Origin of the sequence: Qipengyuania algicida, assembly GCF_009828025.1 — a bacterium.
Classification (GTDB): Bacteria; Pseudomonadota; Alphaproteobacteria; order Sphingomonadales; family Sphingomonadaceae; genus Qipengyuania; species Qipengyuania algicida.
The window spans coordinates 43,840-68,976 of the sequence record NZ_WTYA01000005.1; the positions used below are offsets into that span (position 1 = coordinate 43,840).

A 25,137-nucleotide genomic window follows, 5' to 3' on the forward strand; every position below is an offset into this window, starting at 1 on the left:
CTGAGTATGCGCAAGGATCATTCACAGAGCGAAAATGCAGCTGCCGCAATAACCTCCTGGCTATCAGGGGCGCGGTTGACGGACGGAGCGATGCTTCCCGGCGCGAAATCGGCAATCGACACCTGAATGGTTCCCGTAGTCCGCTGCGTGACCGGGGCGGCAATGTCGTCAATGAAAGTGCCGTTGTTCCAGCTGATCGCGCTGGTCCCGAAGGCGCGCGCAATCGCCACCCCAAGGCCATTTGCCGGGACCGTGAGCGCCGAAGTCGTCGTGACTGGATCGCTTACCGAACCGATGGTTTTCTTGGCGGTTGAACTCGCCGCCGCATTCGCACCGACCAGTTGGCGGATATGGCAGGCGATATCGGCACCGCTGCTGTTGACCGTGATAACGACAGTCTGGCTTCCTGCCGAAGCGGAAATGTAGATGTAGAGATGCGTGCCGTATTGCGTGTTGCTGATATCCTCGACCACCAGCGTTGCAGCGTTCCCGCCGACCGTAACGCCGGTCACGCGGCGATTGTCGACCACGATCGCGAGCAAGTTTACGCCTGCGGCTATCTCGGCGGTGAAGCTGATGCTGTTCGCGACACCAGATGCGGCGGTCCCGCTAAAGGGCAAACTCGCCGCAGGCACATAGCTGACGGAGGTAGGAGCAGCGGCAGTCGTTACCGTGGTCGTGATCGTCTGCACTGGTCCCTGCACATGGCCACCATCGTATGCAGCAACCTGAACCACGTAATCGCCATCGCTGGCAGGACCGTTTCCATCGCCGACCCAGCGCAGCTTGGGTTGATAATAGGGGTCCGAGATATCAAACAGCGCCGCGTCCGCACCGCCGACGATAGCGAAAGTGGCATGGATGCCATCATGCGTCAGCGCCAGCGAGAACGGCGAACCATTGGTCGCGTCCACGGTGTCCGCGCTGGTGATCGTCGGGCCAGCGGCGGCAGGCTCGGCGAAGATACGCGTCATGCGCCGACCTTGCTCGCGGACATTCGCCGCAGTGCCGTAGTGCCGCCCGTTGTTGCCAGTGACATTCCCATCGGCACCCATTGCGTAGAAAGTGTTGGCGTTCTCCAGGGACGCCTGGACATGGGCGCGGTTGATGAGGTCCATAGCCGGGTCGTAGTTCGTGCCGCTCGCCAGCCAGTAATTGGGGAGCATCGAGCCGATCACGTATTTCGCTCCGCTTGCACCCGTCACGCGCGTACGGCTCTGCGCAATCTGTGTCGCCATCACGGAGGCGTATGTCGCCTGCGAGACGCCATCGTTTGCGTCCTGCTCACCGTGCACCCACGAGAACACGACTTCAATATCCATCCCGGCAAAGTCCGGATGGACCGCCGCCGCAGCGATTGCGGCGTTGGCCTGCGAGATCATCTCCTCGAACAGGCTGCCGCCGCCACTTGCCGCCGGATACCAGCTGGGCGCAGTCTGGCTGACCATGTGTGTCGAGCCGCGCGCTGTCGGCACCAGCAGCACCTTGTCCGCATAGCCGCTCTCGATTGCTTCGCGCGCCATGTATTCGCCGGGCGAGAGCCAGCTGGTCGAGCCGGTGTTGCCCGGCTGTCCCAACTGCATTTGCGTATCGTTATGGTAGAGCGGAACGATGCTGCTGCTGATCGAAGGCGTCGCTTGCAGCGAAGTCCCATCGCCATACTGGTAAATCCCGGCGTAATCCGTATCGACCGCATTATCCCGCGTCGCGTAGTAGCCGACCTGGTTGGATTGCCCGTCAAGAATGGCGACCAACAACTTATCGGGAGAAATCACCCCACTGGTGTCAAGCATGCTCAGCGCAGACGTCGAACTGAAACCGAAGCCCAGCATCATGCGCAACCCACGATTCCAGTGACAGACGTACCGCTATCCCGAACATGCGATATGCGCAGCGGAACGATTTGTCCGGCTACTACTGTCAACAACACGTCTTCTGATGAATCGATTGCACGAACGACAATTGTTCCCGCGCTTCCGACCGCAAAAGCTTTCGGAATCTCATCCAATTTGTTGGTGTCATTAGGGGCGATGGTAAAGGCGATGCGGGTGGGACTGATGAGGGTGTCGGCCAGATGACCGAACCGATCAAACGTGTCAGGCATATGCTTATGCTTCTTTGATTTAAGAAGGGCAAAGCTGTTAGAACCGAAAATATTCTGTAGGAAAGAGTAAAAATAACCATAATGGTTATTTTTCTGCGCCAATGACGATAGTTAAGGCCGGTGCTTTGCCTGTTCCTACCGATGAATTGAGAGGTTGGGCAATCCGACCTTCGCGATTGTTAGGTGTGTAACAGCCCATGCATCGACCACCATTGCGCGATGGTGGGCACGATGCCGAAAGATCCGAGCGCGCTTTTGATAATGATAGCCGTGCCGAACATGAGCCCGGTCAGCATCATATCGTCTTTAAAAGACGTGAGCTTTTCCCTGCGTGAGGGAGGTATCAGCATCACCCACCGGACCATTTCAGAAAGCATTAGAACCAGCATGGCAACGAGGAAGTCCCCGTGCATGACGGCAAGAGGCAAACCTATGAGTAACGCCACAAATTTGCCGCCGTTAGCCCAGGCGCCAGGCGCCGGTCGACCGCAGCCCATCAACATCGAATCCGCGAAAGAGGACAATATGCCGAACCAAACACTGCTGAGCAGGATCGGGATCATGAATGCGGCGGCATGATAACGTGGATCGTAAGCAAGTAGAATGAACTTGTCGGAACAGGCGACGGCCACACCAGCAGCGCATGCGACGAGCGACAAGGTAAGCATGCGCATCGAGCGTAGCCGGTCGCCGATTTCGTCCCTTCGATCCTGCATCGCAGCGACTTTAGGAAACACCAGAAATGAGCCGGCTCGTTGTGCAAGCTGGCTGAGCATATCGGAAAACGTCCTTGCGACGGCATAGACGCCAGCAAGGGCGATGGGCACCGATCCGACGAAATACAGCCGGTCGAATGTACTTGCGGCAAAGAAGATGGCGGTCGACAGAAAGATCCATTTTCCGAAATGCACGATTTCGAGAACGAAGTCAGGCTGCCACCTAAAACGCGGCATGTATTTTTCGGACAGGAAGTGGCTGAGGATGGTCGAAAACAGCGTTGTGAAGAGCAGCCCGAAGACCAGAGCCCAGATCGAGCGCAGGACCATCGCAAGCGTCACCGTCATCGCGATGTTGGCGACCAGTCCGAACAGATCGTAAGCGGCGCGCTTGCGTAGATCGATCCGCTTCTGGATTGTAAACAGGGCCGGCGACTGAAGGCCGGTCAGTATGAAGATAGGCGATACAACGAGCAGGATAGGAAATAGCTCAGGCTTGTCGTAAAGCTCGGAAATTGGCCAAGCCAAGGCGAGCATGATCGCTGTAAGCAGCAGCCCGCGAAACACCTGAATCGTCCAAGCGACATCGAGAAACGTCCGATCCTCGCCGTTCCGAGACCTCACAACACTTTGCCCGATGCCGATATCCGAAAGCAATTCGGCGCCCGTTCTCAACGAATTGACCAGCAGCATCAGCCCGAAGAGCTGCGGCGCAAGTATATGAGTAAGCACGATGTTTGAGATCAGCCGCAGAAATTGCATCGCTGCAAACGGTCCTACCACCCACCCGACTTGCCGGCTGATAGGGCGATCCAGGATGGTAGACTTGAGCAGAGTCCACCAGTTCGCAATTGGAGGGATCGATCTATCCGATGGCATGGTGCACTTCTTAAAATGAGTTACGTCAGGCCGCGATCGCGACCATGTGAACGCACGTTGTCAGATATGGGACGGCGCCAAATCTTCGGCCATTTGATCCTTGGCTTTTTTCTTCAGTTCGCGCCGTTGCTGTTTGCGCAATAGCCGCCAATATTGATCGCAGCCATAGACCAGCGAAAGGTTCAAAACGAATATGCGCTGGATGGGTTCGGTGAACCAGGCAAATTCGAAATTGTTATGCAATGCAGTTACCAAGATAGCCGCTGCACAGCCCAGTGCCACGCCAGACACCGGATCCTTGCGGCTTCGAAATGCGGTACGCAATGCCCAAAAACCGCTGATTCCCAGCAGTAATATCATGCAGATTTCGCCAATCCATCCTGTCTCCGCACGGGCAAGAAGGTAACCGTTGTGGACAGGTGCGTTGCGGTTGCCGGAGAACCATCCCAGTCCTGCCCGATCGGCATATCCTTTGGTGTTGTCGATAACGACGAACATATTGGCGCCTACACCGAAGGGATGATCTCGCGACATTTCATGCGCTGCGCGTTTGAAGGCGTCTCGAACCGTTTCTTGTGTCACGACGGATCGGTCGCCAAAACGCTCGCTAAGCGTCCCGAGAGCTAACGGGATCGCCAATCCAATGGCCAATGCGGCAGCGCCAATTATCTTGATCTTATGCGGAGAGGGACGGCGCAGATAACTAACCAGCAACAGCAATGGAATTCCTGCACCGACGAACCCCAATGTTGCCCGCGATCCACCTCCTGCGATAACGATGAGGCATGCAGCAATACCAACATAGAGAATCCGGCGTCGTCCAAAATTTTCAAGCACTGCGCCAACGAGAGGCAAAATAGCCAACTCGATCATCATTCCCATCTCGTTCTGGTGATCTGCTGAACCCGTCGCCTGGATCGCGCCGTGCAGTTTCTGGTTGATGACATAGCCCGCTTGGATCACCAGTCCGCAAGAGAGGCCAACCAGAAGTGCACGGATCGCAGAGGGACGGGAAAGCTCGCCACCCAGTGCGTAGAAAAACAGCATGTAACGCAGGGTCGATACGACTACGAATATGGTAGCAATCGGAAGGTCGGCAAAGAATATCGACAGCATCTGCGGAAAGAGCAACAAGCAATAGAGCAGTAAGGGCGGCCGTTCATGGCGTTTGCTTCGTCGTGTCACGATCAACGCGATGGAGATGACGTCCGTGGGAGAAAAAAGAATTCCCCTGGCTATGCCCGGCCATGTCGGCCAGCCGTAGAGCGAGACGTCGACATGCAGCGACCCCGTGATGAACATGAGGAAGCCTAACGCCAAAACGGCCCAGTCTCGGTTGCGCTTGTCGCGGTTCAGGAACGTAATGCAGATCGGGATCAGCAGCAGCAGAATAGCTAGACCAACGAAGCGCACGCGTAATTCCTTGATGGGCACCAGAAAGCGAGCCGGTGAAAGAGCAGGCTCCTAGCAAGCCAATGCCATCCCCACTAGCATATCCTTTGGAATTACAGGATATCACCGGTTGATTAACAATATGGGCAGCGCGGCGCGATCCGGCTTTTTCCGGAATGCGCCCTGGACGGCATGTGGTTTGTCCATGCGGCCTGGGCTCAAAATACGCTAAACTTCGGCGTCGCGCTTTACTGTAATAACTTGTGAATAGGTGAACTCCTTCAAGCCTTCGATACCGTATTCAGCACCGAAGCCTGATTGCTTGTGGCCCCCGAAAGTCGCGAGCGGATTGATGTGGAGGAATTCGTTGATCCATACGGTGCCGGTTTCCAGTTGCTCGGCAATTGCGACGCCCTGATCGGTGTCTTTAGTCCACACCGCGCCCGCCAGACCGTAATCCGAATTATTGGCGCGTTCGATGACCTCATCGACCGAGGAAAATTTCATCAGCGGCATCACAGGTCCGAACTGTTCCTCCGCCACGATCCGTGCGTCTTCCGGCGGGTTGTCGAGGATTGTAATCGGCACGTAATAGCCGGTGCCCGACGGGTCGACGTCTCCGCCGAGGAGGAATTGATAGCCGTTATCCTTGGCATCCTGGATCAGCTCGCACACGCGGTCGAACTGCTTCTTGTTCTGTATCGGGCCGACACCAGTCCCCTGATGCGATCCATCGCCGACCTTCACCTGCTTTGCGTATTCGGCAATCGCCTTGCTCAGATCATCATAGATGTCCTCGTGGATATAAATCCGCTTGGCGGCGATGCAGATCTGCCCGGCGTTGCTGAAGCTTGACCAGAACAGCTGTTCCGCCACCTTTTCGACATCGGCATCGGGCAGTACGATCGAAGCGTCGTTGCCACCCAGTTCCAGCGTCATGCGCTTGAGGTCCTTTGACGCGCCTTCCATGATCTTCTTGCCGGTCGCGGTGGACCCGGTGAAGGTGATCTTGTCGATATCGGGATGCTCGGTGATCAGCGGCCCGAGTTCGTCAGGGCCGGTAATGATATTGACCACGCCTGCTGGCACCACGCCCTTGATCAGCTCGGCGATCCGCAAGGTGGTGAGCGGGGTGAAGGGAGATGGCTTGAGGACGATCGTACATCCCGACAGGATTGCAGGCACGATCTTCTGTACCGCCATCATGACCGGGAAGTTCCACGGCACGATGCCGCCGACCACGCCGACAGGCACGTGACGTGTGCGGCTGAGGCGCTGGTCGGAATCCTCGTTGATGATATCGTCGAGGTTCAGCGTTGATTGTGCAGCCGCCAAGCCAGCAGCGCCATAGATTTCCATCTGCGCCTGGCTGTGCGGCTTGCCCTGTTCCAGCGTCAGCAGACGAAACAACTCATCGGCGTTGTCCTTGATGGTTGCAGCAATAGCTTGAACCGCCTTGCGCCGCTCTTCGATCGGGGTCTTCCGCCAGCTCAGAAAAGCTTTTCTTGCGGCGGCGACCGCACGGTCAAGTTCGTCTTTGCCGCAAGAGGGAACCTGCGCGATCTCTTCCTCGGTCGCCGGGTTGACCACCGCAAATGTCTTCGCCGTGGAAATCATCTCGCCATCGATAAGGTTGTTGTAGCTCTCGGCCATGATCGACTCTCCCAGTTCGTATCTGCAACCTTTCTGCGCCAAATGAACCTATGAGTCACGGACAATCCTGAGTGCTTGCGGGCGAGCCATGGGCAGGGCAAGACGGCAGGATGATGGACAAACCCGAGCCGCGGCCCAGCCCCGGCTACATGACCGAAGAGCGGATCATGATCCGCGACATGGCCCGCGAATTCGCAATGCAGGAAGTTCTGCCGGTTGCCAATCGGCTGGACCCCGAGAAGGGCGAGATGCCCGACGAGCTCATCGCGCGCATGGGTGAACTGGGCTTCTTCGGCATCCTCATCCCAGAACGGCTGGGCGGGTTGGGGCTTGGCTTCTTCGAATACTGCCTTGTGGCCGAGGAGCTTTCGCGCGCCTGGATGAGTGTAGGGTCGATCATCGCGCGCGGCAATATGTTCTATACCGCGATCCCGGCAAAGGATGACGCCGAGCGCGCGGAGAAAATTCGGGCAATGGCGCAGGGGCGTTATCTTGGCGCGTTTTCGATGTCCGAGCCCAGCGCCGGATCGGACATGGCCTCCATCGCATGCAGGGCGGAACGAGACGGTGATGAATGGATCGTCACAGGCAGTAAATACTGGTGCACCTTTGCCGACCGGGCAGACTTTCTGCAAGTCATCTGCCGCACCTCCCACGATCCCGATGCGCCGCGCTGGGCCGGGTTGACCGCGATCCTGTTCGAAAAGTCGCGAGGCGAATTTCCCGTAGGCGTCAGCGGTCAGCCGATACCCAAGATCGGTTATCACGGCTGGAAAACCTACGAACTGGCTTTCGATGGCGCGCGCACGCCGGACTATGGCTTCGGCGAGGTCGGCGGTGCCTTCAAGGCGATCGTTTCGGGGCTGGAAGGCGCGCGTGCCCACACGGCGGCCCGTTCGATCGGGTTGGCGCGCGGGGCACTGGAAGATGCACTGGACTATGCCAAGGAGCGCGAGCAGTTCGGCCACCCAATTTCAGACTTTCAGGCAATCCGTTTCAAGCTCGCGACCATGGCGACCGAGGTCGAGGCGGCGCGCGCATTGCTCTGGCAGGTGTGCCACAAGCTCGACAATGGCGAGAACTGCGCGCGCGAGGCGGCCATGGTCAAATACTATGCCGCAGAAATGGCCGAACGCGTCACCAGCGAAGCGCTCCAGATTCTCGGCGGGGCGGGTTACACCACGCTCTACGCGGTTGAACGCCATTGGCGCGACGCGCGCCTGACGAAGATATTCGAAGGATCGAGCGAGATACAGCAACGGATCATTGCCGACAGCCTGCTGGGGAAGCCGAAACACGCTTAGCTGCTGAACTGAGCCTGTAAACGCCGGCTCATACCGGTATCTTTTCCGCAAACGATCGGGTTGCTCGCTGGATTGCTATTGTGCATGCGGTTGTAATCAACACCAGATTCCGAGTGGTGTGACGCGGTTTGACGCCGCCTTAATGTTACTTGTCCGAGGTGCTTTAGCAATTCCATGTCAAACTTGCGTTATCGGCCTGATATCGACGGACTACGGACATTGGCGGTCGTGCCTGTCGTACTCTACCATGCGGGTATTGCCGGCTTTTCCGGCGGCTTCGTAGGCGTCGATGTCTTCTTCGTGATTTCCGGGTTCCTGATCACCGGGATCTTGCTCAAGGACATTGAGCAAAAAAGGTTCAGTATCGTCGAATTCTACAAGCGCCGTATTCGGCGGATATTGCCAGCGCTTCTTATCGTCCTCGCGCTAACGACAGTAGCTGCATGGATTTTCCTGCCGCCATCGAACCTCGAAGCTTATGGCAACAGTATGGGGTTCGTGACGTTGTTTGCGTCGAATTTCTGGTTTCGCAAAGCGGTAGACTATTTTGCGGTCTCCAGTGAGGTTCAGCCCCTGCTGCACACGTGGTCGCTAGCAGTCGAAGAGCAATTCTACATCTTTTATCCGATTTTGCTCTACTTCCTCGCCAAGACCAGAGTGAAATTGGCATGGGTACTGCTTGGTATCGGCGCCGCGTCGCTTGTGCTCGCTATTGCGCTTCTTCCGTATGCGCCGAGTGCTGTCTTTTACCTTCTTCCAACCCGGGCATGGGAATTAATCGTGGGCGGATTGCTCGCATGTGGTGTCGTACCGCGTAGTGAACGAATTGCCGGCCCGATAGGCGCAATGGGTGCGACCCTTATTGTCCTTTCCGTAGTCTTCTATGACTCTGCAACGCCGTTTCCGGGACTTGCCGCTATACCGCCCTGTCTTGGGGCAGCGATGCTGATCTGGAGCGGTTCTGGGCCAACCTATCGCGTGCTCGCTTCCGCGCCGTTCGTTCGTGTCGGGCAAGCGTCCTATTCCTACTATCTCTGGCATTTTCCGATTTTCGCTTTCGCGGACTATCTGGTGGGTGGCCACTTCAGCCCTGCGGTGGGGCTTGCGCTTTCCGCGCTGTCGCTGTTGCTGGCTTTTGCAACACTCTACCTTATTGAGAACCCTGTTCGGAAGTCCAAGGCAAGAGCTGCCTATATCGTGCCGCTTGCTACAGTGGTCGCCTTCGGTCTGGTGGGGTTTGCCTTGGCTCGATCAGGTGGCGCTCCTGAACGGCTCGATGCGCGAAGTGCAATGTATGTCGCTACAGCCGGTGATGAAATGCGTCACCACAGCGAATGCATGACCAACACGTCTGTGGTCGCTGATGCCTGTTTGCTCGGCGACAAGCAGGCTCAACCTCACGTCCTGCTCTGGGGCGATTCCCACGCCATGGTTGCGGCCACTCCTCTTGAAGCACAGGCAAAGCAACTTAACGCCTCGTTCCTGTTTGCGGCGGATGCCGATTGTCCCTCGGGAATCGGATTCTCGATCAGCGATACAACCCAGCCCGGACTGACACGCACGACGGCCTATCGTTATTGCAAAACCTATAACGACAGGATGCTCGCGCTTGCACTTAACGATCCGCGCATAACGACAGTCGTTTTCGCGGCTCGCTGGACCAACTGGAGAATCGGCGAAGCTGGCAATCCGGTTGAGACACCCGTCGACATTCGCCTGGAAGATGCCAATGGGATCGCCCCGAGCGAGAAGGACAATGCCAAGATCTGGGAAGCTGGGTTTAGGCGCTTGCTCGATCGCTTGCACAAGGCAGGGAAAAAAATCTTTATCGTGGGGCCACTCCCGGAACCGCCGTTCAATGTTCCGCAGCGTTTTTACGTTTCGCAGTTCGGTTTCGTAGCCACCCCCAGCACAATTCCTCTATCGGATTACACTGAGCGAAATCGGCGCATTCTGGCTTTCTTCAAAACCTTGCCCGACGTGTCATTCCTGTGGCCGGCAAGCAAATTATGCTCAAACGAAAGCTGCGCACTCGGAGACAAGCAGGGCTTGTACTATTTCGATCAGGATCACCTTTCGGTGCGAGGTTCGCTGAAGACGACAGCGATTTATTTGCCTGTTTTCCAGAAAACGCCTTAACCCAAACCGGCAGTACGAACATTGCGGCGCAGGGGGATGGCCGATCTGGTGGTGCCATCGCCGGGGAAGCCCGCCTGCTCTCGATTACCAAGCAATTCTAATCGAGGAAATCGTCCACACGCTCGACAATGATCGCTGGGGCCATACCGCCTGCAGCGCACATGGTCACGAGGCCGTAGCGCTTGTTCTGACGTTCCAACTCGTCGACGATCGTACCTATCAGGATCGAGCCGGTCGCGCCGATCGGGTGGCCGAGGGCGATAGAGCCGCCGTTGACATTGACTTTGTCCCAGTCGAGTCCGAGGTCCTTTACGAACTTCGCCGCAACGACAGCGAAGGCTTCGTTGATCTCGTAGAGATCTATGTCGTCCTTGGTCAGCCCCGCCTTTTCCAGCACTTTCTTCGCCGCCGGTACGGGGGCGTTGAGCATCAGCGTGGGATCATCGCCCATATTGGCGGTCGCAACGATCCGAGCGCGCGGCTTGAGGCCATGCTTCTGCGCGTACTTCTTGCTCGCTACCAGCACCGCAGCCGCGCCGTCGACCACACCGGAGCTGTTGCCCGCGTGATGGAAATGCTTGATGTCCAGTTCGGGATATTTCTGGTTGACGAGGCCCCGAAAGGTCGTCCCGCTCGGGTCGAGCGGGACATCGGCGATCTTGGTGAAGGCGGGTTGGAGTTCCGCCAACCCTTCGCGCGTGGTCTGCGGGCGGGGGAATTCCTCGCGGTCGAGCACGACACTGCCGTCATCGTCGGTGACCGGCACCAACGACTTGTCGAAACGATGCCCCTCAATTGCTTTTGCGGCACGCTGCTGGCTGCGATAGCCGACCTCATCCAGTTCTTCGCGGGTAAAGCCCTCCATGCTGGCAATGGCATCGCCGCACACGCCTTGATGGCTTTGCGGATGCGACGCTTGCAGCCGCTCGTTATAGCTGCCCATCATCGGGGGCTTGAGACCAGCGGCCATCTTGTCGCGCGCCATCTGCGCGGTGAGGCTCATCATCTCGGTCCCCCCGGCGATGACGCAATCCTCCATCCCGCTCATTACCTGTGCCGCCGCGAGCGCGACCGAGGTGATGCCGCCGCCGCAGAAGCGGTCGAGCGTGGTGCCCGATGCTGTGATGTCGAATCCTGCATCGAGCGCGGCCATGCGGCCCATGTCGCCCGCCTGCGTCCCATCCTGTGTCGATACCGACCAGATCACGTCATCGACTGTCGAAGTGTCGAGATTGTTTCGCTCCTTGATCGCCTTGAGGACCGTTGCCGCGAGGTGCTGGGGATGCATGGTGGCCAGCGCGCCCTTGCCCTGTTTGCCGATCCCGCGCGGGGTGCGGACGGCGTCGATGATATAGGCTTGGGGCATCGTAGGCTCTCCTCTCGTGTCGCGGTAGCGCGGACAATTGCTGGTTGACGGATGCGTAAAGCGCCGCCAGCAAGGGCGCAAGAACAGTTTCAATAAGCAATTGGAGTAAAGGCATGTCGGAAGAAGTGCTGACGAGCGTCGAGGACGGAATTCTCGTCGTCACCATCAATCGTCCCGAGGCCAAGAACGCGATGACCAAGGCGGCCGCCGAAGGGATTGCGGCAGCAATGGACCGGCTGGACGCGGATGACAGCTTGCGGGTTGGGATTCTGACCGGCGCTGGCGGGACGTTCTGCTCAGGCATGGATCTCAAAGGTTTCCTGCGCGGCGAATCGCCCAGTATCGAAGGTCGTGGCTTTGGCGGCGTCGTGCAGAAGCCGCCGGTTAAGCCGCTCATCGCAGCGGTCGAAGGCTATGCGCTGGCGGGCGGTCTGGAACTGATGATCGCCTGCGACCTGGTCGTGGCCAACAAGGACGCCAAAGTCGGTATTCCCGAAGCCAAGCGCGGGTTGGTCGCGGCGGCGGGCGGGGTGATGATGTTGCCCGACCAGATCCCCGAGCGGATCGCGATGGAACTGGCGCTGACCGGCGATTTCATTTCCGCCGAGCGCGCGTATGAGCTTGGGCTTATCAACCGCGTGACCGATGGCTCTGCATTCCAGGGTGCCAAGGAACTGGCATCAAGGATCATTGCCAACGGTCCGTTGGCGGTGCGTGTGTCGAAGCAGATTATCAAGGAATCACGCGGCTGGTCGATGGACGAACGCTATGACCGCCAGGCTCAACTGATCGGGCCGGTGTTCATGAGCGAAGACGCGCGCGAAGGCGCGGCTGCCTTTGCCGAAAAGCGCGCCCCGAACTGGAAAGGCAAGTAACACTCGCGAGAGAGTGCCTGACGCACCCCGTGAAAATGAGAGGATCCTGATAAATGCCCGTAATCGATGTTCCCGATCCCGAGTTCATGGCCGACGAGGAGATCGCGGTGTTCCGCGATGCCGTGGGCAAGTTTTTCGAGCAGCACGCCCCTGAACAGCGCGTCGAGAAATGGCGTGAGGACGGCATGGTCGAACGCGCGTTCTGGGAAGAGGCGGGGCAGGCGGGCCTTTTGGGCATGACCGTGCCGACTGAATATGGCGGCCATGGCGGAGATTTCAGGCACGATCTGGTCGTGCTCGACCAGCAGGCGGACAAGGGCGTCGACGGCTTTGCCGCCTCGCTGCACAATGTCATCATCCTGCCGTACATCGTGCGCCACGGCACCGAGGAGCAGAAGAAACGCTGGCTACCCAAGTTGGTGAGCGGCGAGTACATAAGCGCCATCGCCATGACCGAGCCCGGCGTGGGTTCCGACCTTCAGAGCATCTCCACCACCGCAGTGCGCGACGGCAATGGCTATCGCCTCAACGGCGCGAAGACGTTCATCTCCTCCGGCCAGCTTGCCAATTTCGTCGTCGTGGTCGCCAAGACCGACCCGACGCAGCGCGCCAAGGGCATCAGCCTGATGTGCGTGGAAACCGATGGCGCCGAAGGTTTCAAGCGCGGCAAGAAACTCGACAAGGTCGGGCAGGACGCAGCCGATACGTCCGAGCTGTTCTTTGACGATGTGTTCGTGCCTGCCGACAATCTGCTTGGTGGAGAGGAAGGCAAGGGCTTCTACCAGCTGATGGGCGAGCTGCCACAGGAACGATTGGTCATCGCTGTCGGCGCGATGTCGACGATTGAGAAGGCGCTCGACACCACGGTCGAATACGTCAAGCAGCGCAAGGCGTTTGGGCAGACCATCTGGGACTTCCAGAATACCCAGTTCACGCTCGCCGATCTCAAGGCCCGCGGCACGGCGGCCAAGGTATTCCTCAACGATTGCATCGCCAAGCTGCTGCGCGGCGAACTGGACGTCACCACTGCTAGCATAGCTAAATACTGGCTGACCGAGCTGCAGGGCGAAGTAGTCGACAAGTGCCTCCAGCTCCACGGCGGCTGGGGCTATATCAACGAATATCCCATCGCCAAGATGTTCCGCGACAGCCGCATCACGCGCATTTTCGGCGGCTCGAACGAGATCATGAAAATGCTGATCGCGCGTTCGATGTAACGCCGGATGGCGAGCGGCGTCAGGGCACGCCGTTCGCCTTCAGCATTGCATCGATGCTGTTGACCTTCGCCTTGAACCGCGGATCATCCGTGCCCCCATAGGCGGCAACGAACTGCGCATTGGGCATGCCATCGTTGAGCTCGACCGCCGGTTTTGGCAGCAGCATCTCATCGGTAGCCTGCGCCATTTTCTCGCGCGCCTGATCGATAGTTGCGGGATCGGTCAATGCCTTTGCCCAGAAGAAACCCGCCCGGTCGGTCGCGAGGTCGACGAAGGAAAAGCCGCTTGTATCGCCTTTGGCCAAGAAAGGGTTCTTGGCGAGGCTGTCCGACAGCTCTTTCCATTCACCCATCGCGACGGTGAAATTGCGTCCGGTGGTTACTTCCAGTGCTGCCGAAAGCGACCAGTGTTTGGGAGAGTCCATGCGGCCTTGCAGGGTCAGCTGGCCCGAAGGTGCCTTGCATTTGGCGGTTTTGGTATCGGCATCCCCGGCGAGTTGCCCGACATCCTTGTTAACCGCCATCATGGCGAGCGCGACTAGTGCCGCGCCGTCGCTTTGGCGGGTGGCGCTGCTCAGCGCCATCGCCCTGCGCATCTGATGGGCAAACAGCGGATCGGGGTTGGCGCGTTGTTCGTCGGCAAGCTTGCAATATATGCGCGCAACTTCATCGTCATCAATCGCCAGCGCGCCATCGCTTGAAGCCTGATCGACCAGGCCGGTGCGTGGCAGCGTGATCCGTGCGGTTATGCGTCCGTTGGCGACATCGGTCCCAGCAACCAGAGTGTCGAGCGGGGGAAGCGTCGCACCGCGAAGGATCAGCAGGCGGCGGGCGATACCGAGACCGAATTTCGCCAGCCAGCCCGGAACCGGAATGGCTCCAACTCTCGCGCTCAAATCGGGAAAGCCGATGCTCTTGCCGCTGGTTATCCCGCGGACATTGAGCCATCGACCGAGAAACGGGCGGCTGGCCGTGACCGTCAGCCGGTCGTCATCGATGTGGGCGGACAGGCGATTGGGTGGAAAGCCCTGACCGATCATGGTCGAAACGGCATCGAGCTGCGGCTGATCTAGCGTCAGCGCAACCGGCTCGCGGGTGGCACGGCTCTTGCGCGCCGCCTGGAACGCATTTCTGGTCAGCTTGACCTGCTGCGCAGTCGCTGCACCCGGTTCAGGAACCCATGGCCGCGAACTGGTGGTGAGCAGGAACAGCAGCGCAAGCAGCCCCAGCACGATGACAACCGCCGTCAACCAGCGGCGTCCTGTTCTGCGTTTCGCGACCATGAAAAGTTCAGGCCTGAACCACAGCCTGCTCGATCGCGCCAAAGATCGTATGGCCGTCCGCATCCCGCATCTCGACACGCACGGTATCGCCCGGCTGCATGAAGCGGGTGCTCGCTTCGCCAGTGGCGATGGTCTCGATCATGCGGATTTCGGCAATACAGCTGTATCCAAGTCCGCCTTCGCTGACCGGCTTGCCCGGATCGCCATCCGGCCCCTGATTGGAAACCGTGCCCGATCCAACGATCGAGCCTGCGCACAGGTTACGGGTCTTGGCCGCATGGGCAACCAGATCGGCAAGGCTAAATGTCGCATCCACCCCGGCGTTGGCGCGCCCGAAGGCTTCGCCATTGTAATCCACCATCAGCGGGAGATGGATTACGCTGCCCTTCCAGGCATCGCCCAGTTCATCGGGGGTGACGGCGACGGGCGAAAACGCACTGGCGGGCTTGGACTGGAAGAAGCCGAAGCCCTTAGCCAGCTCGCCTGGAATCAGCCCGCGCAGTGACACATCGTTGACCAGCATCACCAGCTTGATGTGGTCGGCGGCTTCATCGCTGGAAACGCCCATCGGCACATCATCGGTGACGACGGCGATTTCGCCTTCCATGTCGCAGCCCCATCTGGTGTCCTTGAGTGGAATATCGTCACGCGGGGCGAGGAAACCGTCAGAGCCACCCTGATACATCAGGGGATCGTGATAGAAGCTTTCCGGTACTTCCGCACCGCGCGCCTTGCGCACCAATTCGACGTGGTTGATGTAGGCGCTGCCATCGGCCCATTGATAGGCGCGCGGGAGCGGGGAGAGTGCCTCGCGTTCATGGAACCGCTCGCACGGAACCGCCTCGTGCTCGACGTCGCGATAAAGCGCCTCCAGTTTGGGTGCGAGCCGGTCCCAATCGTCGAGCGCGGCCTGCATCGTCGGCGCGATATTGTCAGCGGCGCAGCAGCGGGTGAGGTCTTTCGAGACCACCACCAGCTTGCCGTCGCGCGTTCCGTCTTTGAGTGTGGCGAGTTTCATATTGTCTGCTCCTGTCCCGAATATTCGGGGCTGTCGATCTGATTGTCCGGATGCGCGCGCTGGAATGCGGGCAGGGCGAGGCAGGCGGCCTCGATCCGGGAAATGTGGGGGTAGGGGGTGAAATCGAGTCCGAACCGATGCGCGTTATAGAGCTGCGGGATCAGTACGACTTCGAACAGGCTGGGTGTGTCAAACAGGAATTCGCCCGTGCCCAGCTGCGCCAGCCTTTCCTCCATCGGAGTGAAGGTGCGGGCCAGCCAATGGCGATACCATTCGTCGACCTGATCCTGCGACGCGCCGAGCGGATCCTTGAGGTATTTCAGCACCGGCAGATTGTTCACCGCATGGGTTTCGGTAGCGATGGCATAGGCCAGTTCGCGCGCGGTGAAGCGTTGCTCCAGGTCGCCGGGTAGTAGCGGCGGCTGGGGATGGGCTTCCTCCAGCCATTCGAGCTGTGCCATCGATTGCGCCCGGTCGCGGCCATCCGCCTCCAGTAGCGGCACCGAACCGAATGGATTGCGCGCGGTGTATGTGGCGTCCTTTTGCTCGGACTTGACGAGATTGACCGGGACATAATCGAATGGCAGCCCCTTGAGCTCCAGCGCGATGCGCAAGCGGTAGCTCGTCGAACTCCTGAAATATCCATAAAGCTTCATCAAATATGCCTTGCCGTCCATGTTGGACCAATCTTGGAGCTACGGGAGAAGTTCCAACGATATGGAACACATGGAACACGGTCCTGAAGCAAAAAACTGCGCTGCGCGAGCATGACAGGCGATACGGTGGTCAAGCGGGTGAACGGACGGACCATAGTCGTTCCGTGCCACTTCGTCTTCGAGTAGGACAGCCGATCAGGCTCGCCGCGCATCAGAAGGCGGCAAGTCCCGTGATTGCCCGTCCCAGGATCAGCGCATGGACATCATGCGTACCCTCATAGGTGTTGACCGTCTCTAGGTTCACCATGTGCCGGATCACCTGATATTCCTCCGAAATACCGTTGCCTCCGTGCATGTCGCGCGATTTGCGCGCGATATCGAGCGCCTTGCCGACATTGTTGCGCTTGACGATGGAAATCATCTCGGGCGCGAATGCCCCTTCGTCCATCAGTCGTCCGACGCGCAAGCTGGATTGGAGGCCCAGCGCAATCTCGCTCATCATGTCGGCGAGCTTCAATTGATAGAGCTGCTTGCTGGCCAGCGGCACTCCGAACTGGTGCCGGTCGAGGCCATATTGCCGCGCCGCGGCAAGGCAGAATTCCGCGGCGCCCATTGCGCCCCAGCTGATGCCGTACCGTGCACGATTGAGGCAGCCGAAGGGACCTTTCAGCCCTTGAACCTCGGGCAGCAGCGCGTCTGCGCCGACCTTTACATCGTCCATCACGATCATGCCGGTGGTGCTGGCGCGCAGCGAGATCTTGCCTTCGATCTTGGGCGCGGACAGCCCTTTCATGCCCTTTTCAAGCACGAAGCCGCGGATACCTCCACCATGCGCTTCGCTCTTGGCCCAGACTACGAAGACATCGGCGAAGGGGGAGTTGGAAATCCATGTTTTGGACCCATTGAGGACGTAGCCATCGCCGTCCTTCTTTGCGTGGGTCTTCATTCCTCCCGGATCGGAGCCGGCATCGGGCTCGGTCAGGCCGAAACAGCCGATCAGTTCACCGCTGGCGAGACCGGGGAGATATTTCTTGCGCTGTTCTTCCGAACCGTAGGCATGGATCGGATACATCACCAGGCTCGACTGCACGCTTGCCATTGAGCGATAGCCTGAATCGACCCGCTCGATCTCTCGTGCGATGAGACCATAAGCGACATAGCTCGCGCCTGCGCCGCCGTATTCCTCCGGCACTGTCGCGCCGAGCAGTCCGGCGCGGCCCATCAGCGGGAACAGTTCGGGTGCGTCCATTTCTTCACGGAAGGCGTCGATCACGCGCGGTTGCAGCTCGCTTTGGGCAAAGCCATGCGCCGCATCGCGGATCATGCGCTCGTCTTCGGTCAGCTGGGAATCGAGGGAAAAGGGATCGTCCCACGCGAAAGGGATCATGCCGGCCATGTTTTCTCCTACTCTGGCGGCTCGCTCATGTCAGGGTTGCGCGCAGGGGACAAGACCTGCGATCATGCAGGTCGGTTGGCATTTTTCAAAACTGCGATGAATATGCGCGTGCGTGCTTCGGTCAGGATTCGGCGAGGACGTTCTGAACGCTGTCGATGATCTTGGCTGGGGGACACGGCTTCGATAGCGCACAGGAATGCGGAAAACGCCGTTTGACCTCATCCGACGAAACATTGCCCGAATGGAAAATCACCGGGACATTCTCGGCGATCAGCTTCTCGGCCAGCGGATAGACCGCTCCGTCATAAAGTGTGACATCGAGGATCGCGCAATCGGGCCTGTCCTTCTGGAAAGACAACATGGCCGAGGATATGTCGCTGAACGGGCCGGATACCGCATAGCCAGCACTCTCTACGGATTCGCAAATGTCATAAGCGACAAGAGGTTCGTCCTCCGCAACGAGTATCCTGAGCTGATCCATGGACTATACTCCCGTCTATCGGTTTTGCGGCCCCAATTATTTCATACGTTCCGAGTCGTATTTGCGTTCCCGAGTCAGTTTACCTTACCAAAACGGGATTCAAAACCCGCGACATCGTCCTTGGCCAGATAGCGTGCCTGCTCCACCCAATTGTCGCGTTCGATACGGCCTTGGAAACGCCCGAGCTGTGGGTCGATCCGGGCGATATCGGCCTCGCCCCATTCGGCAATTTCGGCAAAGCTGTTGATGCCCAGACCATGCAGCAGTTCGGCGAGCTTTGGGCCGACACCCTTGATTCGGGTGAGATCGTCGCCCGCGCCCGAGGTCTTCCGGTCGGTGGAGGCATGGTCATTTGCCATGGCGCTTTCGTTCAGCGCGCCTGCTTCGACCGCCACACCTGCGCCAGCCAACCCTGTCGGGGCGGCGGGCGGAACAACTGGGGCCGGTTCCTTGTGCACCGCCGGTGTGCTGTCGATCAGCGCCTGATTGCGCGCAGCGGGTGCGGCGCCTTCGTCGAGCACGTCGCGCCTCTCGGCGGTGATGCGGGTGCGGCGGCTGGCGTGAAACACATACCATGCGATGGCGACCGCGACGATCAGTGCGATCAGTACCAAAAGCCAGTTTGACTCGATGAAGTCCATTGGTGGCTAAGTCCCTCTTGCTTGTTTTTTCCCTTACCGGGCGTACGCGCCTTCTAGCGCCTGTAATGGCAGCGCGAAAGGTTGCCGGTCAGGCCCCTTGTTCCGAACGCAAGGGGCGGGCGAGCAGGCGCGCCACGATATCCGCCGCCGAGGCACCATCGAGGATCGCCCGGACCGCCTCTGCGATCGGCATGTCGATGCCGCGTTCCCCGGCCAGCCGGGTGAGCACCGGCGCGGTAAAGGCACCTTCGGCCACGGTCCGGCGATCGGCCATGAGCGCCTGGGGATCGCCACCTTCGCCGAGTGCTTTGCCGAGCGAGAAATTGCGGCTGGCGGTGGACGTGCAGGTGAGCACGAGGTCACCAAGCCCGCACAGTCCGGCGAGCGTTTCGGCCTCGGCACCGAATGCCTCGCCGAAGCGCAGCATTTCGGCGTAGCCACGCGCGATCAGCGCCGCGCGCGCGTTCTGTCCCAGCTGCAAGCCCTCGACCACGCCGCATGCGATGGCGAGCACATTCTTGACCGCACCGCCGATCTCTGCGCCGGCGACATCGTGCGAATAATAGGGCCGGAGTGCGGGCCGCGCGATGACCGGTGCAAGTCGCTCCCATTGCGATTCCCCGCCACCACACGCGAGGGTGACGGCAGTGGGCAGTCCCGCGGCAACTTCATGCGCGAAGGTCGGGCCCGAAAGGACCGCGATTTCGCTGGCCGGGGCGATGCTGCGGGCAAGATCATTGAGGAGTTGTCCCGAAGCCGCGTCGATCCCCTTGGAACACAGTACCAGATCGCGTGGGCGGGCGGGCATCGCGCGGAGCACATCGGCCATGTGCTGTGCGGGCGTCACCACCAGCAGCACGTCGAGATAGGCCATGGCGGCAAGATCGCTGGTCGCGGCGATGGTCGTCGCAAGCTTTGCTGATGGCAGATACAGCGTGTTGCGCTGCGTTGCATTGAGATCCCTGACCAGCCTCTCCTCGCGCGCCCACAGCAGCACGTCGCGCCCGTCGCTGGCGAGCGATTGCGCCAATGCAGTGCCCCATGCGCCTGCGCCGAGAACGCCCACACCGCTCATGCCTTGACCCCCGCACCGCGAGCCGGTTCTGCCTCGGGATCGAGAGGCCAACGCGGCCGGGCGACGAAATCGAGCGGGTCCGACTGTCCCAGCCGCTCGCAACCCGCCCAGGCAATCATCGCGGCATTGTCGGTGCACAGCTTCGGCGGCGGAGCGGTAAAGCGCATGGCGTAACTTTCAGCGAGATCTTCCAGTGCAGCGCGAATAGCTGCGTTCGAGGCGACGCCTCCGGCGACCACCAGCGTCGGCGTAGTGCCATGCTGCATCAGGGCGAAACGCAACCGGTCGGTTACGCAATCGATGGCGGCTTGCTGGAAGCTGGCGGCAATATCCTGCGGTGCATAATTTCCGCTCTGGAACGCCCGCAACACCGCGCTTTTCAGTCCGGCGAAGGAGAAGTGCGGTTCCTTGCTCCCCGCAAGCGGGCGGGGCAGGGGCACGGCACTTCCATCGCCTTCGCGCGCGAGCCGTTCAACGGCAGGGCCGCCGGGAAAGCCGAGGCCGAGAATCTTGGCGGTCTTGTCGAATGCCTCGCCCAGCGCATCGTCGATGGTGGTGGCAAGGCGACGGTAGCGCCCGACCCCTTCGACCAGCAGGATCTGGCAATGCCCGCCTGACACGAGCAGCAGCGTATAGGGAAAATCGAGCGTTGGATCGGCCAGCCGTGGGCTCAGCGCGTGGCCTTCGAGATGATTGATTGCAATCAGCGGCTTGTCGCTCGCCATGGCGAGGGCCTTGGCGCTGACCAGCCCGACCATCACGCCGCCGATCAACCCCGGACCCGCGGTAGCGGCAATCGCATCGCAATCGCTCAGGCCGACCGCGGCATCTTTCAGCACCCCCTCGATCATCGGAGCCAGCCTTTCGGCATGAGCCCGCGCGGCGATTTCGGGCACGACCCCGCCATAGGGCGCATGGTGTTCGTCCTGCGAGGCAATGCGCTGGGCAATGATCTTTCTGTCGCCGGTGACCAGCGCGGCTGCGGTTTCATCGCAGCTCGATTCGATTCCAAGCACCAGTTCCATCGCTCTTTCATCTAGTGGTCCGCGCGGCTAGGGCAAGGACGCGTCATGACTTCAACACTTGCTTCTTCGCGCAGGCTCCGTCTCGGCACTCGCCAATCTCCGCTGGCGATGGCGCAGGCTAACGAGACACGTTCGCGGCTGTGCGCTGCCCATGGGTGGACGGTCGACGACGTGGAATTGGTCCCCGTGTTGGCGGGCGGCGACCGAATACAGGACCGCGCGCTGGCCGATATCGGCGGCAAGGCGCTGTGGACGCGCGAACTCGACCAGTGGCTCGCCGAAGGTCGGATCGATGCAGCGGTACACTCTATGAAGGATGTCGAGACATTGCGGCCCGACAGCCTCACTATCGCCGCCATATTGCCTCGCGCGGACAAGGCCGATGTGCTGCTTGGTGCATCATCGATTGCTGAGTTACCGCAAAACGCGACCGTGGGCACCAGCGCGCCGCGCCGCGCTGCTCAATTGCTCAGCCACCGGCCGGACTGCCGTGTCGTGACGTTCCGGGGCAACGTGGCAACCCGCCAGCGCAAGCTGGCCGAGGGTGAGGTCGATGCAACTTTTCTGGCTGCGGCAGGGCTGGACCGGCTGGGGGAGAGCGGGATCGGCACAAGGCTCGATCCGCAGGAATGGCTCCCGGCGCCTGCGCAGGCGGCCATCGGGATCGAATGTCACCGCGATGCGGACGAGGTTCGCGGCTGGCTCTCAGCAATCGACCATGCGCCGAGCCATGACGAGGTCATGGCCGAGCGCGCATTGCTCGCTGCGCTCGGTGGATCGTGCCACAGTGCGGTCGCCTGTCTCACGCGGCATGACGGCAATCTTCTGGTGCTGCGTGCCGCGATCTTCAGCCCCGATGGGTCTGAAAAGATCGAAGGTGAAACGCGATTTTCTTCCAGCGACGAGGACGCGCCCCTTGCACTTGGCCGCAGTCTGCTGGCGCGCGCGTCGGCAGAACTGCGCGCCACTTTCGACGGTACCGCTTGAACCGTCCCCTGTGTATTTTGCGGCCCGAGCCGGGCTGGAGCAGCACCGCCGGGGGTGCCGCCGCTCTCGGTATCGCGGTGATCGGTGCACCCTTGTTCGTGGCCGAGTCACTGGTGTGGTCGTTACCTGGTACAAAGTTCGATGGTTTGCTGATCGGCAGCGCGCGGGTTTTCGATTCAATCGGAGATAAAATTGCATCCTTGCGTGGGGTGCCGGTCTACGCGGTTGGTCAGGCCACCGCTGATGCTGCGCTCGCGGAGGGATTTGAAGTCGCCCGGACGGGCAATGGCAATCTCCAGCAATTACTCGGCGAACTGGCTGACACGGAAATGAGCCTGTTGCGGCTGATGGGTGAGGATCATGTGACCCTTGATCCCCCAAACTCGATCGCCCTGACGGAAGTCGTTACCTACCGTATGAAAGCGCGCCCGGTTACGCCCGAACTGGCGCAGAAGGCCCAGGAACGTTCGGCAGTCGTCGCACTGCATTCGGCAAGCGCGGCACGCCATTGGGCGAGCGAATGCGACAGGTTGGGGGTTGCGCGTCAGCTTCTGGTCATACTCGCCCTGTCACAGCGAATCGCAGCCGCAGCGGGTGAAGGGTGGCGCTCTGTCCACATCGCAGATTGCCCAGAGGACGCCGCGCTGCTGGCCAAAGGAAAGCTTTTGTGCAAGGGCTAGCACTGTTGCACGGGGTGCGCGGCGTTTCGGCGCCGGTGTTGCAGGGTCTTGAGAACGGATACGGATGGAAGACTATCTGACCAGCCGGAAAACGCGCGGGTCTGCCCGCCCGATTATTATGACAGTCCTGGCGTCCTTCCTCCTTGGCGGAGCGTTGGTGGGCTATGGCGTGTATCGTTACGCCAAACCCGAAGTGGTGATCGAGCGTGCAGCGCCGCCCGCTGCGGTGCCCCAACCGAGTGCCGCGCCAAATGCCAGCGGCGCAACGCCGGATACGTCTCCCACCACCCCGGCCAGCACGCCCAGCGCACAGGCCAGTGAGGCGGCGGACAAGGCGGTAGCGCGGGTGGCCGAACAGCAGGGCGGGCTCGACCAGCGTCTTGCCGCCGCCGAACAGCGCATCTCGCGGCTCGATCTCCAGGCCCAGGCAGCTGCGGGCAATGCAGCACGGGCGGAAGGCCTGTTGATCGCCTTTTCAGCCCGGCGTGCGCTCGATCGTGGTGCGCAGCTCGGCTATCTGGCGGACCAGTTGCGTCTGCGGTTTGGCGATGCGATGCCCAATGCAGTCAACACGATCATCAGTTTCAGCCGAAACCCGGTGACGATGGACCAGCTTGTTGCTCAACTGGACGGGCTGGCGCCGACGCTCAAGGAAACCGACCAGCTTTTTTCCTGGGCGCGGATGCGTTCGGAATTGTCCCAGCTGTTCGTGATCCGACGCAATACTACGCCGTCGCCCGAGCCGGAAAAGCGGATCGAACGGGCAAAGCTGTTCCTTGAAAGTGGGCGCGTGGAACCGGCGATTGCCGAGGTCAAGGCGTTGCCCGGTGCGGACAAGGCCAAGGCGTGGATCAGCGCAGCCGAACGTTACGATTCAGCGCAAAAGGCGCTGGACCTGATCGAGACTGCTGCCGTGCTCGAGCCGCGCAAGCTGCGCGATGGCAATGGAAAGCAGATCGAGCAGGCAAGCCCGGCGGACAGCAGCGCCGCACCCCCGGAGCCGGCAGAGACGTAATCTGGCCTAGGCGCGCAGAAGTTCGGGAAGATCGCCCGCCATCCCGCGCGCTTCATCCATGAAGAACCGCTTGAGCATCGGGCTGCGCTGGACACCTGCCATGCCGAGCCGCCGCACGCGCGAGGCGAGCGGGCCGCCGAGCCCGAACAGCCGGGTCAGGCCATCGGTCGCCAAAGCCACCATGAAGCTGTCGAGCCCGCGCCAGCGCTCATAGCGCGCGAGCAATTGTGCATCGCCGGGGTCAAGGCCAAGGCGTGCGCCATCGCCAAGCACCTCTACCAGCGCACCGACATCGCGCAGACCGAGATTGAGCCCCTGCCCGGCGATCGGATGGATGCCATGTGCGGCATCGCCGACCAGCGCGAGCCGATTGTCGGTGATCCGCGCGGTGTGGTGGAAGCCGAGCGGATAGGAGGAGCGCGGCCCGACCGACAGTACCTCACCGAAAATATCGCCCATGCGCTGCTGCACCTCTGCGAGAAAGGCTCGCTCGGGCAGCTTGAGCGTGCCAGCCGCATCGCTTTCATCGACGGTCCAGACCAACGCGCTGCGATAAGCGCCGTCATCCCGATCGAGCATCGGCAGCAGCGCGAAGGGTCCAGCGGGGTAGAAAATCTCCCACGCAACATTGTCGTGCGGTCGCTCATGGGTAATGCCAGCGATGATAGCGCGGTGGCGATAGTCCCATTTTGCGATAGTGATGCCGGCCTGTTCGCGCGTCGGCGATCCCCGCCCTTCCGCCCCGACCATGAGCGATGCTTCAAGCCTTTGGCCGTGGGCTAGCTTGGCAGCTACGCCGTGCTCGGCGCGCTCGCGCTCCACGACATCGGCGTTCGAATGCCAAGATATCAGCGGTTCTGCCGCTGCGGCTTCGAACAATGCGAGGCGCAGGTTGCGGTTGGCGAACATGCGCCCGAGCGATCCTTCGCCGGGTTCGGGAGTAAAATCGATCCTCCCCGGCTTCATCTGGTCGGTGACCGCAATGGTTGCGATCGGGCAGGCCTGATCCTCCAGCCTGTCGGCAAGTCCGATATTGCCGAACAGGTTCCAGCTGGCGGTCGAAATCGCACTGGCGCGTCCGTCGAACCCTTCGGCGGTCAAAGCGGCCGGATCAGCGCGATCGACGACGTGGCTCGTCAGGCCCTTTTTCGCGGCGGCGAGCGCGAGCGTCATGCCCACCAGACCACCGCCAAGAATCAGCAGGTCTCGTTTTTCACTCATTGCCACCTCATTGCG

At 60.3% G+C, this 25,137-nt stretch carries 22 protein-coding genes; 7 read left to right on the forward strand and 15 right to left on the reverse strand.

The genetic code is table 11. From position 1 onward, the window contains the following. Window positions 1-17: 17 nt before the first annotated feature. From GRI58_RS07505 to GRI58_RS07525, 5 genes are all read right to left on the reverse strand, one after another. A complete protein-coding gene (locus GRI58_RS07505) occupies window positions 18-1,793 on the reverse strand; it encodes a sialate O-acetylesterase (RefSeq protein ID WP_160752968.1) in 1,776 nt (591 codons plus the stop codon). 38 nt (window positions 1,794-1,831) lie between these two features. Beyond that, the gene (locus GRI58_RS07510; RefSeq protein ID WP_160752969.1) at window positions 1,832-2,206 is read right to left on the reverse strand and encodes a spike base protein, RCAP_Rcc01079 family; all 375 of its coding nucleotides are present in this window, start codon (window positions 2,204-2,206) and stop codon (window positions 1,832-1,834) included. A gap of 77 nt (window positions 2,207-2,283) precedes the next feature. Further along, window positions 2,284-3,699 carry an oligosaccharide flippase family protein gene (locus tag GRI58_RS07515; protein ID WP_337190916.1) on the reverse strand — a complete coding sequence of 472 codons (1,416 nt, stop codon included), beginning with the start codon at window positions 3,697-3,699 and terminating at the stop codon, window positions 2,284-2,286. Between the two features lie 60 nt (window positions 3,700-3,759). After that, on the reverse strand, window positions 3,760-5,133 hold the full coding sequence (locus GRI58_RS15860) for an O-antigen ligase family protein (protein WP_160752971.1): 1,374 nt from the start codon (window positions 5,131-5,133) through the stop codon (window positions 3,760-3,762). A 186-nt stretch (window positions 5,134-5,319) separates the two neighbouring features. After that, window positions 5,320-6,744: an aldehyde dehydrogenase family protein gene (locus GRI58_RS07525; RefSeq protein WP_160752972.1), complete on the reverse strand. Its 1,425-nt coding sequence runs from the start codon at window positions 6,742-6,744 to the stop codon at window positions 5,320-5,322. Between the two features lie 110 nt (window positions 6,745-6,854). On the opposite strand from GRI58_RS07525, the gene GRI58_RS07530 reads away from it, so the two are divergent. After that, window positions 6,855-8,048, forward strand: a complete 1,194-nt coding sequence (locus tag GRI58_RS07530; protein WP_160752973.1) for an acyl-CoA dehydrogenase family protein — start codon at window positions 6,855-6,857, stop codon at window positions 8,046-8,048. 174 nt (window positions 8,049-8,222) lie between these two features. Beyond that, window positions 8,223-10,187, forward strand: a complete 1,965-nt coding sequence (locus GRI58_RS07535) for an acyltransferase family protein (RefSeq protein ID WP_272916333.1) — start codon at window positions 8,223-8,225, stop codon at window positions 10,185-10,187. Window positions 10,188-10,284: 97 nt separating this feature from the next. On the opposite strand, the gene GRI58_RS07540 is transcribed toward GRI58_RS07535, so the two are convergent. Then, window positions 10,285-11,553 (reverse strand): acetyl-CoA C-acetyltransferase, encoded by a 1,269-nt coding sequence (locus tag GRI58_RS07540; protein ID WP_160752975.1) that lies wholly within the window; start codon window positions 11,551-11,553, stop codon window positions 10,285-10,287. A gap of 113 nt (window positions 11,554-11,666) precedes the next feature. On the opposite strand from GRI58_RS07540, the gene GRI58_RS07545 reads away from it, so the two are divergent. Then, window positions 11,667-12,428 carry a crotonase/enoyl-CoA hydratase family protein gene (locus tag GRI58_RS07545; RefSeq protein ID WP_160752976.1) on the forward strand — a complete coding sequence of 254 codons (762 nt, stop codon included), beginning with the start codon at window positions 11,667-11,669 and terminating at the stop codon, window positions 12,426-12,428. Window positions 12,429-12,481: 53 nt separating this feature from the next. Next, window positions 12,482-13,645, forward strand: a complete 1,164-nt coding sequence (locus GRI58_RS07550; protein WP_160752977.1) for an acyl-CoA dehydrogenase family protein — start codon at window positions 12,482-12,484, stop codon at window positions 13,643-13,645. A 19-nt stretch (window positions 13,646-13,664) separates the two neighbouring features. On the opposite strand, the gene GRI58_RS07555 is transcribed toward GRI58_RS07550, so the two are convergent. The 8 genes from GRI58_RS07555 to tsaD form a co-directional block, all read right to left on the reverse strand. Beyond that, entirely contained in the window at window positions 13,665-14,894 is a 1,230-nt protein-coding gene (locus GRI58_RS07555; protein WP_160752978.1) for a hypothetical protein, read from the reverse strand. A gap of 40 nt (window positions 14,895-14,934) precedes the next feature. Next, a complete protein-coding gene (locus GRI58_RS07560; protein WP_160752979.1) occupies window positions 14,935-15,945 on the reverse strand; it encodes a fumarylacetoacetate hydrolase family protein in 1,011 nt (336 codons plus the stop codon). Beyond that, window positions 15,942-16,601 carry a maleylacetoacetate isomerase gene (gene maiA, locus GRI58_RS07565; protein ID WP_160752980.1) on the reverse strand — a complete coding sequence of 220 codons (660 nt, stop codon included), beginning with the start codon at window positions 16,599-16,601 and terminating at the stop codon, window positions 15,942-15,944. Before maiA ends, GRI58_RS07560 begins: the two co-directional genes overlap by 4 nt. A 211-nt stretch (window positions 16,602-16,812) precedes the next feature. Then, complete coding sequence (locus tag GRI58_RS07570; RefSeq protein WP_160753149.1) at window positions 16,813-17,988, reverse strand: acyl-CoA dehydrogenase; 1,176 nt, start codon at window positions 17,986-17,988, stop codon at window positions 16,813-16,815. A 130-nt stretch (window positions 17,989-18,118) separates the two neighbouring features. Then, window positions 18,119-18,478 carry a response regulator gene (locus GRI58_RS07575; RefSeq protein WP_202386869.1) on the reverse strand — a complete coding sequence of 120 codons (360 nt, stop codon included), beginning with the start codon at window positions 18,476-18,478 and terminating at the stop codon, window positions 18,119-18,121. Window positions 18,479-18,552: 74 nt separating this feature from the next. Continuing rightward, on the reverse strand, window positions 18,553-19,119 hold the full coding sequence (locus tag GRI58_RS07580; protein WP_160752981.1) for a helix-hairpin-helix domain-containing protein: 567 nt from the start codon (window positions 19,117-19,119) through the stop codon (window positions 18,553-18,555). 88 nt (window positions 19,120-19,207) lie between these two features. Then, window positions 19,208-20,194: an NAD(P)H-dependent glycerol-3-phosphate dehydrogenase gene (locus GRI58_RS07585; RefSeq protein WP_160752982.1), complete on the reverse strand. Its 987-nt coding sequence runs from the start codon at window positions 20,192-20,194 to the stop codon at window positions 19,208-19,210. Beyond that, a complete protein-coding gene (gene tsaD / locus GRI58_RS07590; protein ID WP_160752983.1) occupies window positions 20,191-21,219 on the reverse strand; it encodes a tRNA (adenosine(37)-N6)-threonylcarbamoyltransferase complex transferase subunit TsaD in 1,029 nt (342 codons plus the stop codon). The genes GRI58_RS07585 and tsaD overlap by 4 nt, the downstream gene beginning before the upstream one ends. Window positions 21,220-21,264: 45 nt before the next feature. Here tsaD and hemC point away from each other — a divergent pair, with 45 nt between their 5' ends. The 3 genes from hemC (at window position 21,265) to GRI58_RS07605 (ending at window position 23,901) form a co-directional block, all read left to right on the forward strand. Then, the gene (gene hemC / locus GRI58_RS07595) at window positions 21,265-22,206 is read left to right on the forward strand and encodes a hydroxymethylbilane synthase (protein ID WP_160752984.1); all 942 of its coding nucleotides are present in this window, start codon (window positions 21,265-21,267) and stop codon (window positions 22,204-22,206) included. Between the two features lie 17 nt (window positions 22,207-22,223). Continuing rightward, on the forward strand, window positions 22,224-22,886 hold the full coding sequence (locus GRI58_RS07600; RefSeq protein ID WP_160752985.1) for a uroporphyrinogen-III synthase: 663 nt from the start codon (window positions 22,224-22,226) through the stop codon (window positions 22,884-22,886). A 64-nt stretch (window positions 22,887-22,950) separates the two neighbouring features. Then, window positions 22,951-23,901 (forward strand): hypothetical protein, encoded by a 951-nt coding sequence (locus GRI58_RS07605; RefSeq protein ID WP_160752986.1) that lies wholly within the window; start codon window positions 22,951-22,953, stop codon window positions 23,899-23,901. Window positions 23,902-23,907: 6 nt separating this feature from the next. Here GRI58_RS07605 and GRI58_RS07610 read toward each other — a convergent pair whose 3' ends face one another. Further along, the gene (locus GRI58_RS07610; protein ID WP_160752987.1) at window positions 23,908-25,122 is read right to left on the reverse strand and encodes an FAD-dependent monooxygenase; all 1,215 of its coding nucleotides are present in this window, start codon (window positions 25,120-25,122) and stop codon (window positions 23,908-23,910) included. Window positions 25,123-25,137: the final 15 nt, after the last annotated feature.

Bases quoted from the DNA above. Each gene is read 5' to 3' on its own strand.
- GRI58_RS07570 (WP_160753149.1), bottom strand. From the start codon at position 17,988: ATGATCCCTTTCGCGTGGGACGATCCCTTTTCCCTCGATTCCCAGCTG.
- GRI58_RS07605 (WP_160752986.1), top strand. From the start codon at position 22,951: ATGGAAGACTATCTGACCAGCCGGAAAACGCGCGGGTCTGCCCGCCCG.
- GRI58_RS07525 (WP_160752972.1), bottom strand. From the start codon at position 6,744: ATGGCCGAGAGCTACAACAACCTTATCGATGGCGAGATGATTTCCACG.
- GRI58_RS07515 (WP_337190916.1), bottom strand. From the start codon at position 3,699: ATGCCATCGGATAGATCGATCCCTCCAATTGCGAACTGGTGGACTCTG.
- GRI58_RS07550 (WP_160752977.1), top strand. From the start codon at position 12,482: ATGCCCGTAATCGATGTTCCCGATCCCGAGTTCATGGCCGACGAGGAG.
- GRI58_RS07585 (WP_160752982.1), bottom strand. From the start codon at position 20,194: ATGAGCGGTGTGGGCGTTCTCGGCGCAGGCGCATGGGGCACTGCATTG.
- GRI58_RS07540 (WP_160752975.1), bottom strand. From the start codon at position 11,553: ATGCCCCAAGCCTATATCATCGACGCCGTCCGCACCCCGCGCGGGATC.
- GRI58_RS07580 (WP_160752981.1), bottom strand. From the start codon at position 19,119: ATGGACTTCATCGAGTCAAACTGGCTTTTGGTACTGATCGCACTGATC.
- GRI58_RS07505 (WP_160752968.1), bottom strand. From the start codon at position 1,793: ATGCTTGACACCAGTGGGGTGATTTCTCCCGATAAGTTGTTGGTCGCC.
- maiA (WP_160752980.1), bottom strand. From the start codon at position 16,601: ATGAAGCTTTATGGATATTTCAGGAGTTCGACGAGCTACCGCTTGCGC.
- GRI58_RS07610 (WP_160752987.1), bottom strand. From the start codon at position 25,122: ATGAGTGAAAAACGAGACCTGCTGATTCTTGGCGGTGGTCTGGTGGGC.
- GRI58_RS07575 (WP_202386869.1), bottom strand. From the start codon at position 18,478: ATGGATCAGCTCAGGATACTCGTTGCGGAGGACGAACCTCTTGTCGCT.
- GRI58_RS07545 (WP_160752976.1), top strand. From the start codon at position 11,667: ATGTCGGAAGAAGTGCTGACGAGCGTCGAGGACGGAATTCTCGTCGTC.
- GRI58_RS07530 (WP_160752973.1), top strand. From the start codon at position 6,855: ATGATGGACAAACCCGAGCCGCGGCCCAGCCCCGGCTACATGACCGAA.
- tsaD (WP_160752983.1), bottom strand. From the start codon at position 21,219: ATGGAACTGGTGCTTGGAATCGAATCGAGCTGCGATGAAACCGCAGCC.
- GRI58_RS07535 (WP_272916333.1), top strand. From the start codon at position 8,223: ATGTCAAACTTGCGTTATCGGCCTGATATCGACGGACTACGGACATTG.
- hemC (WP_160752984.1), top strand. From the start codon at position 21,265: ATGACTTCAACACTTGCTTCTTCGCGCAGGCTCCGTCTCGGCACTCGC.
- GRI58_RS07560 (WP_160752979.1), bottom strand. From the start codon at position 15,945: ATGAAACTCGCCACACTCAAAGACGGAACGCGCGACGGCAAGCTGGTG.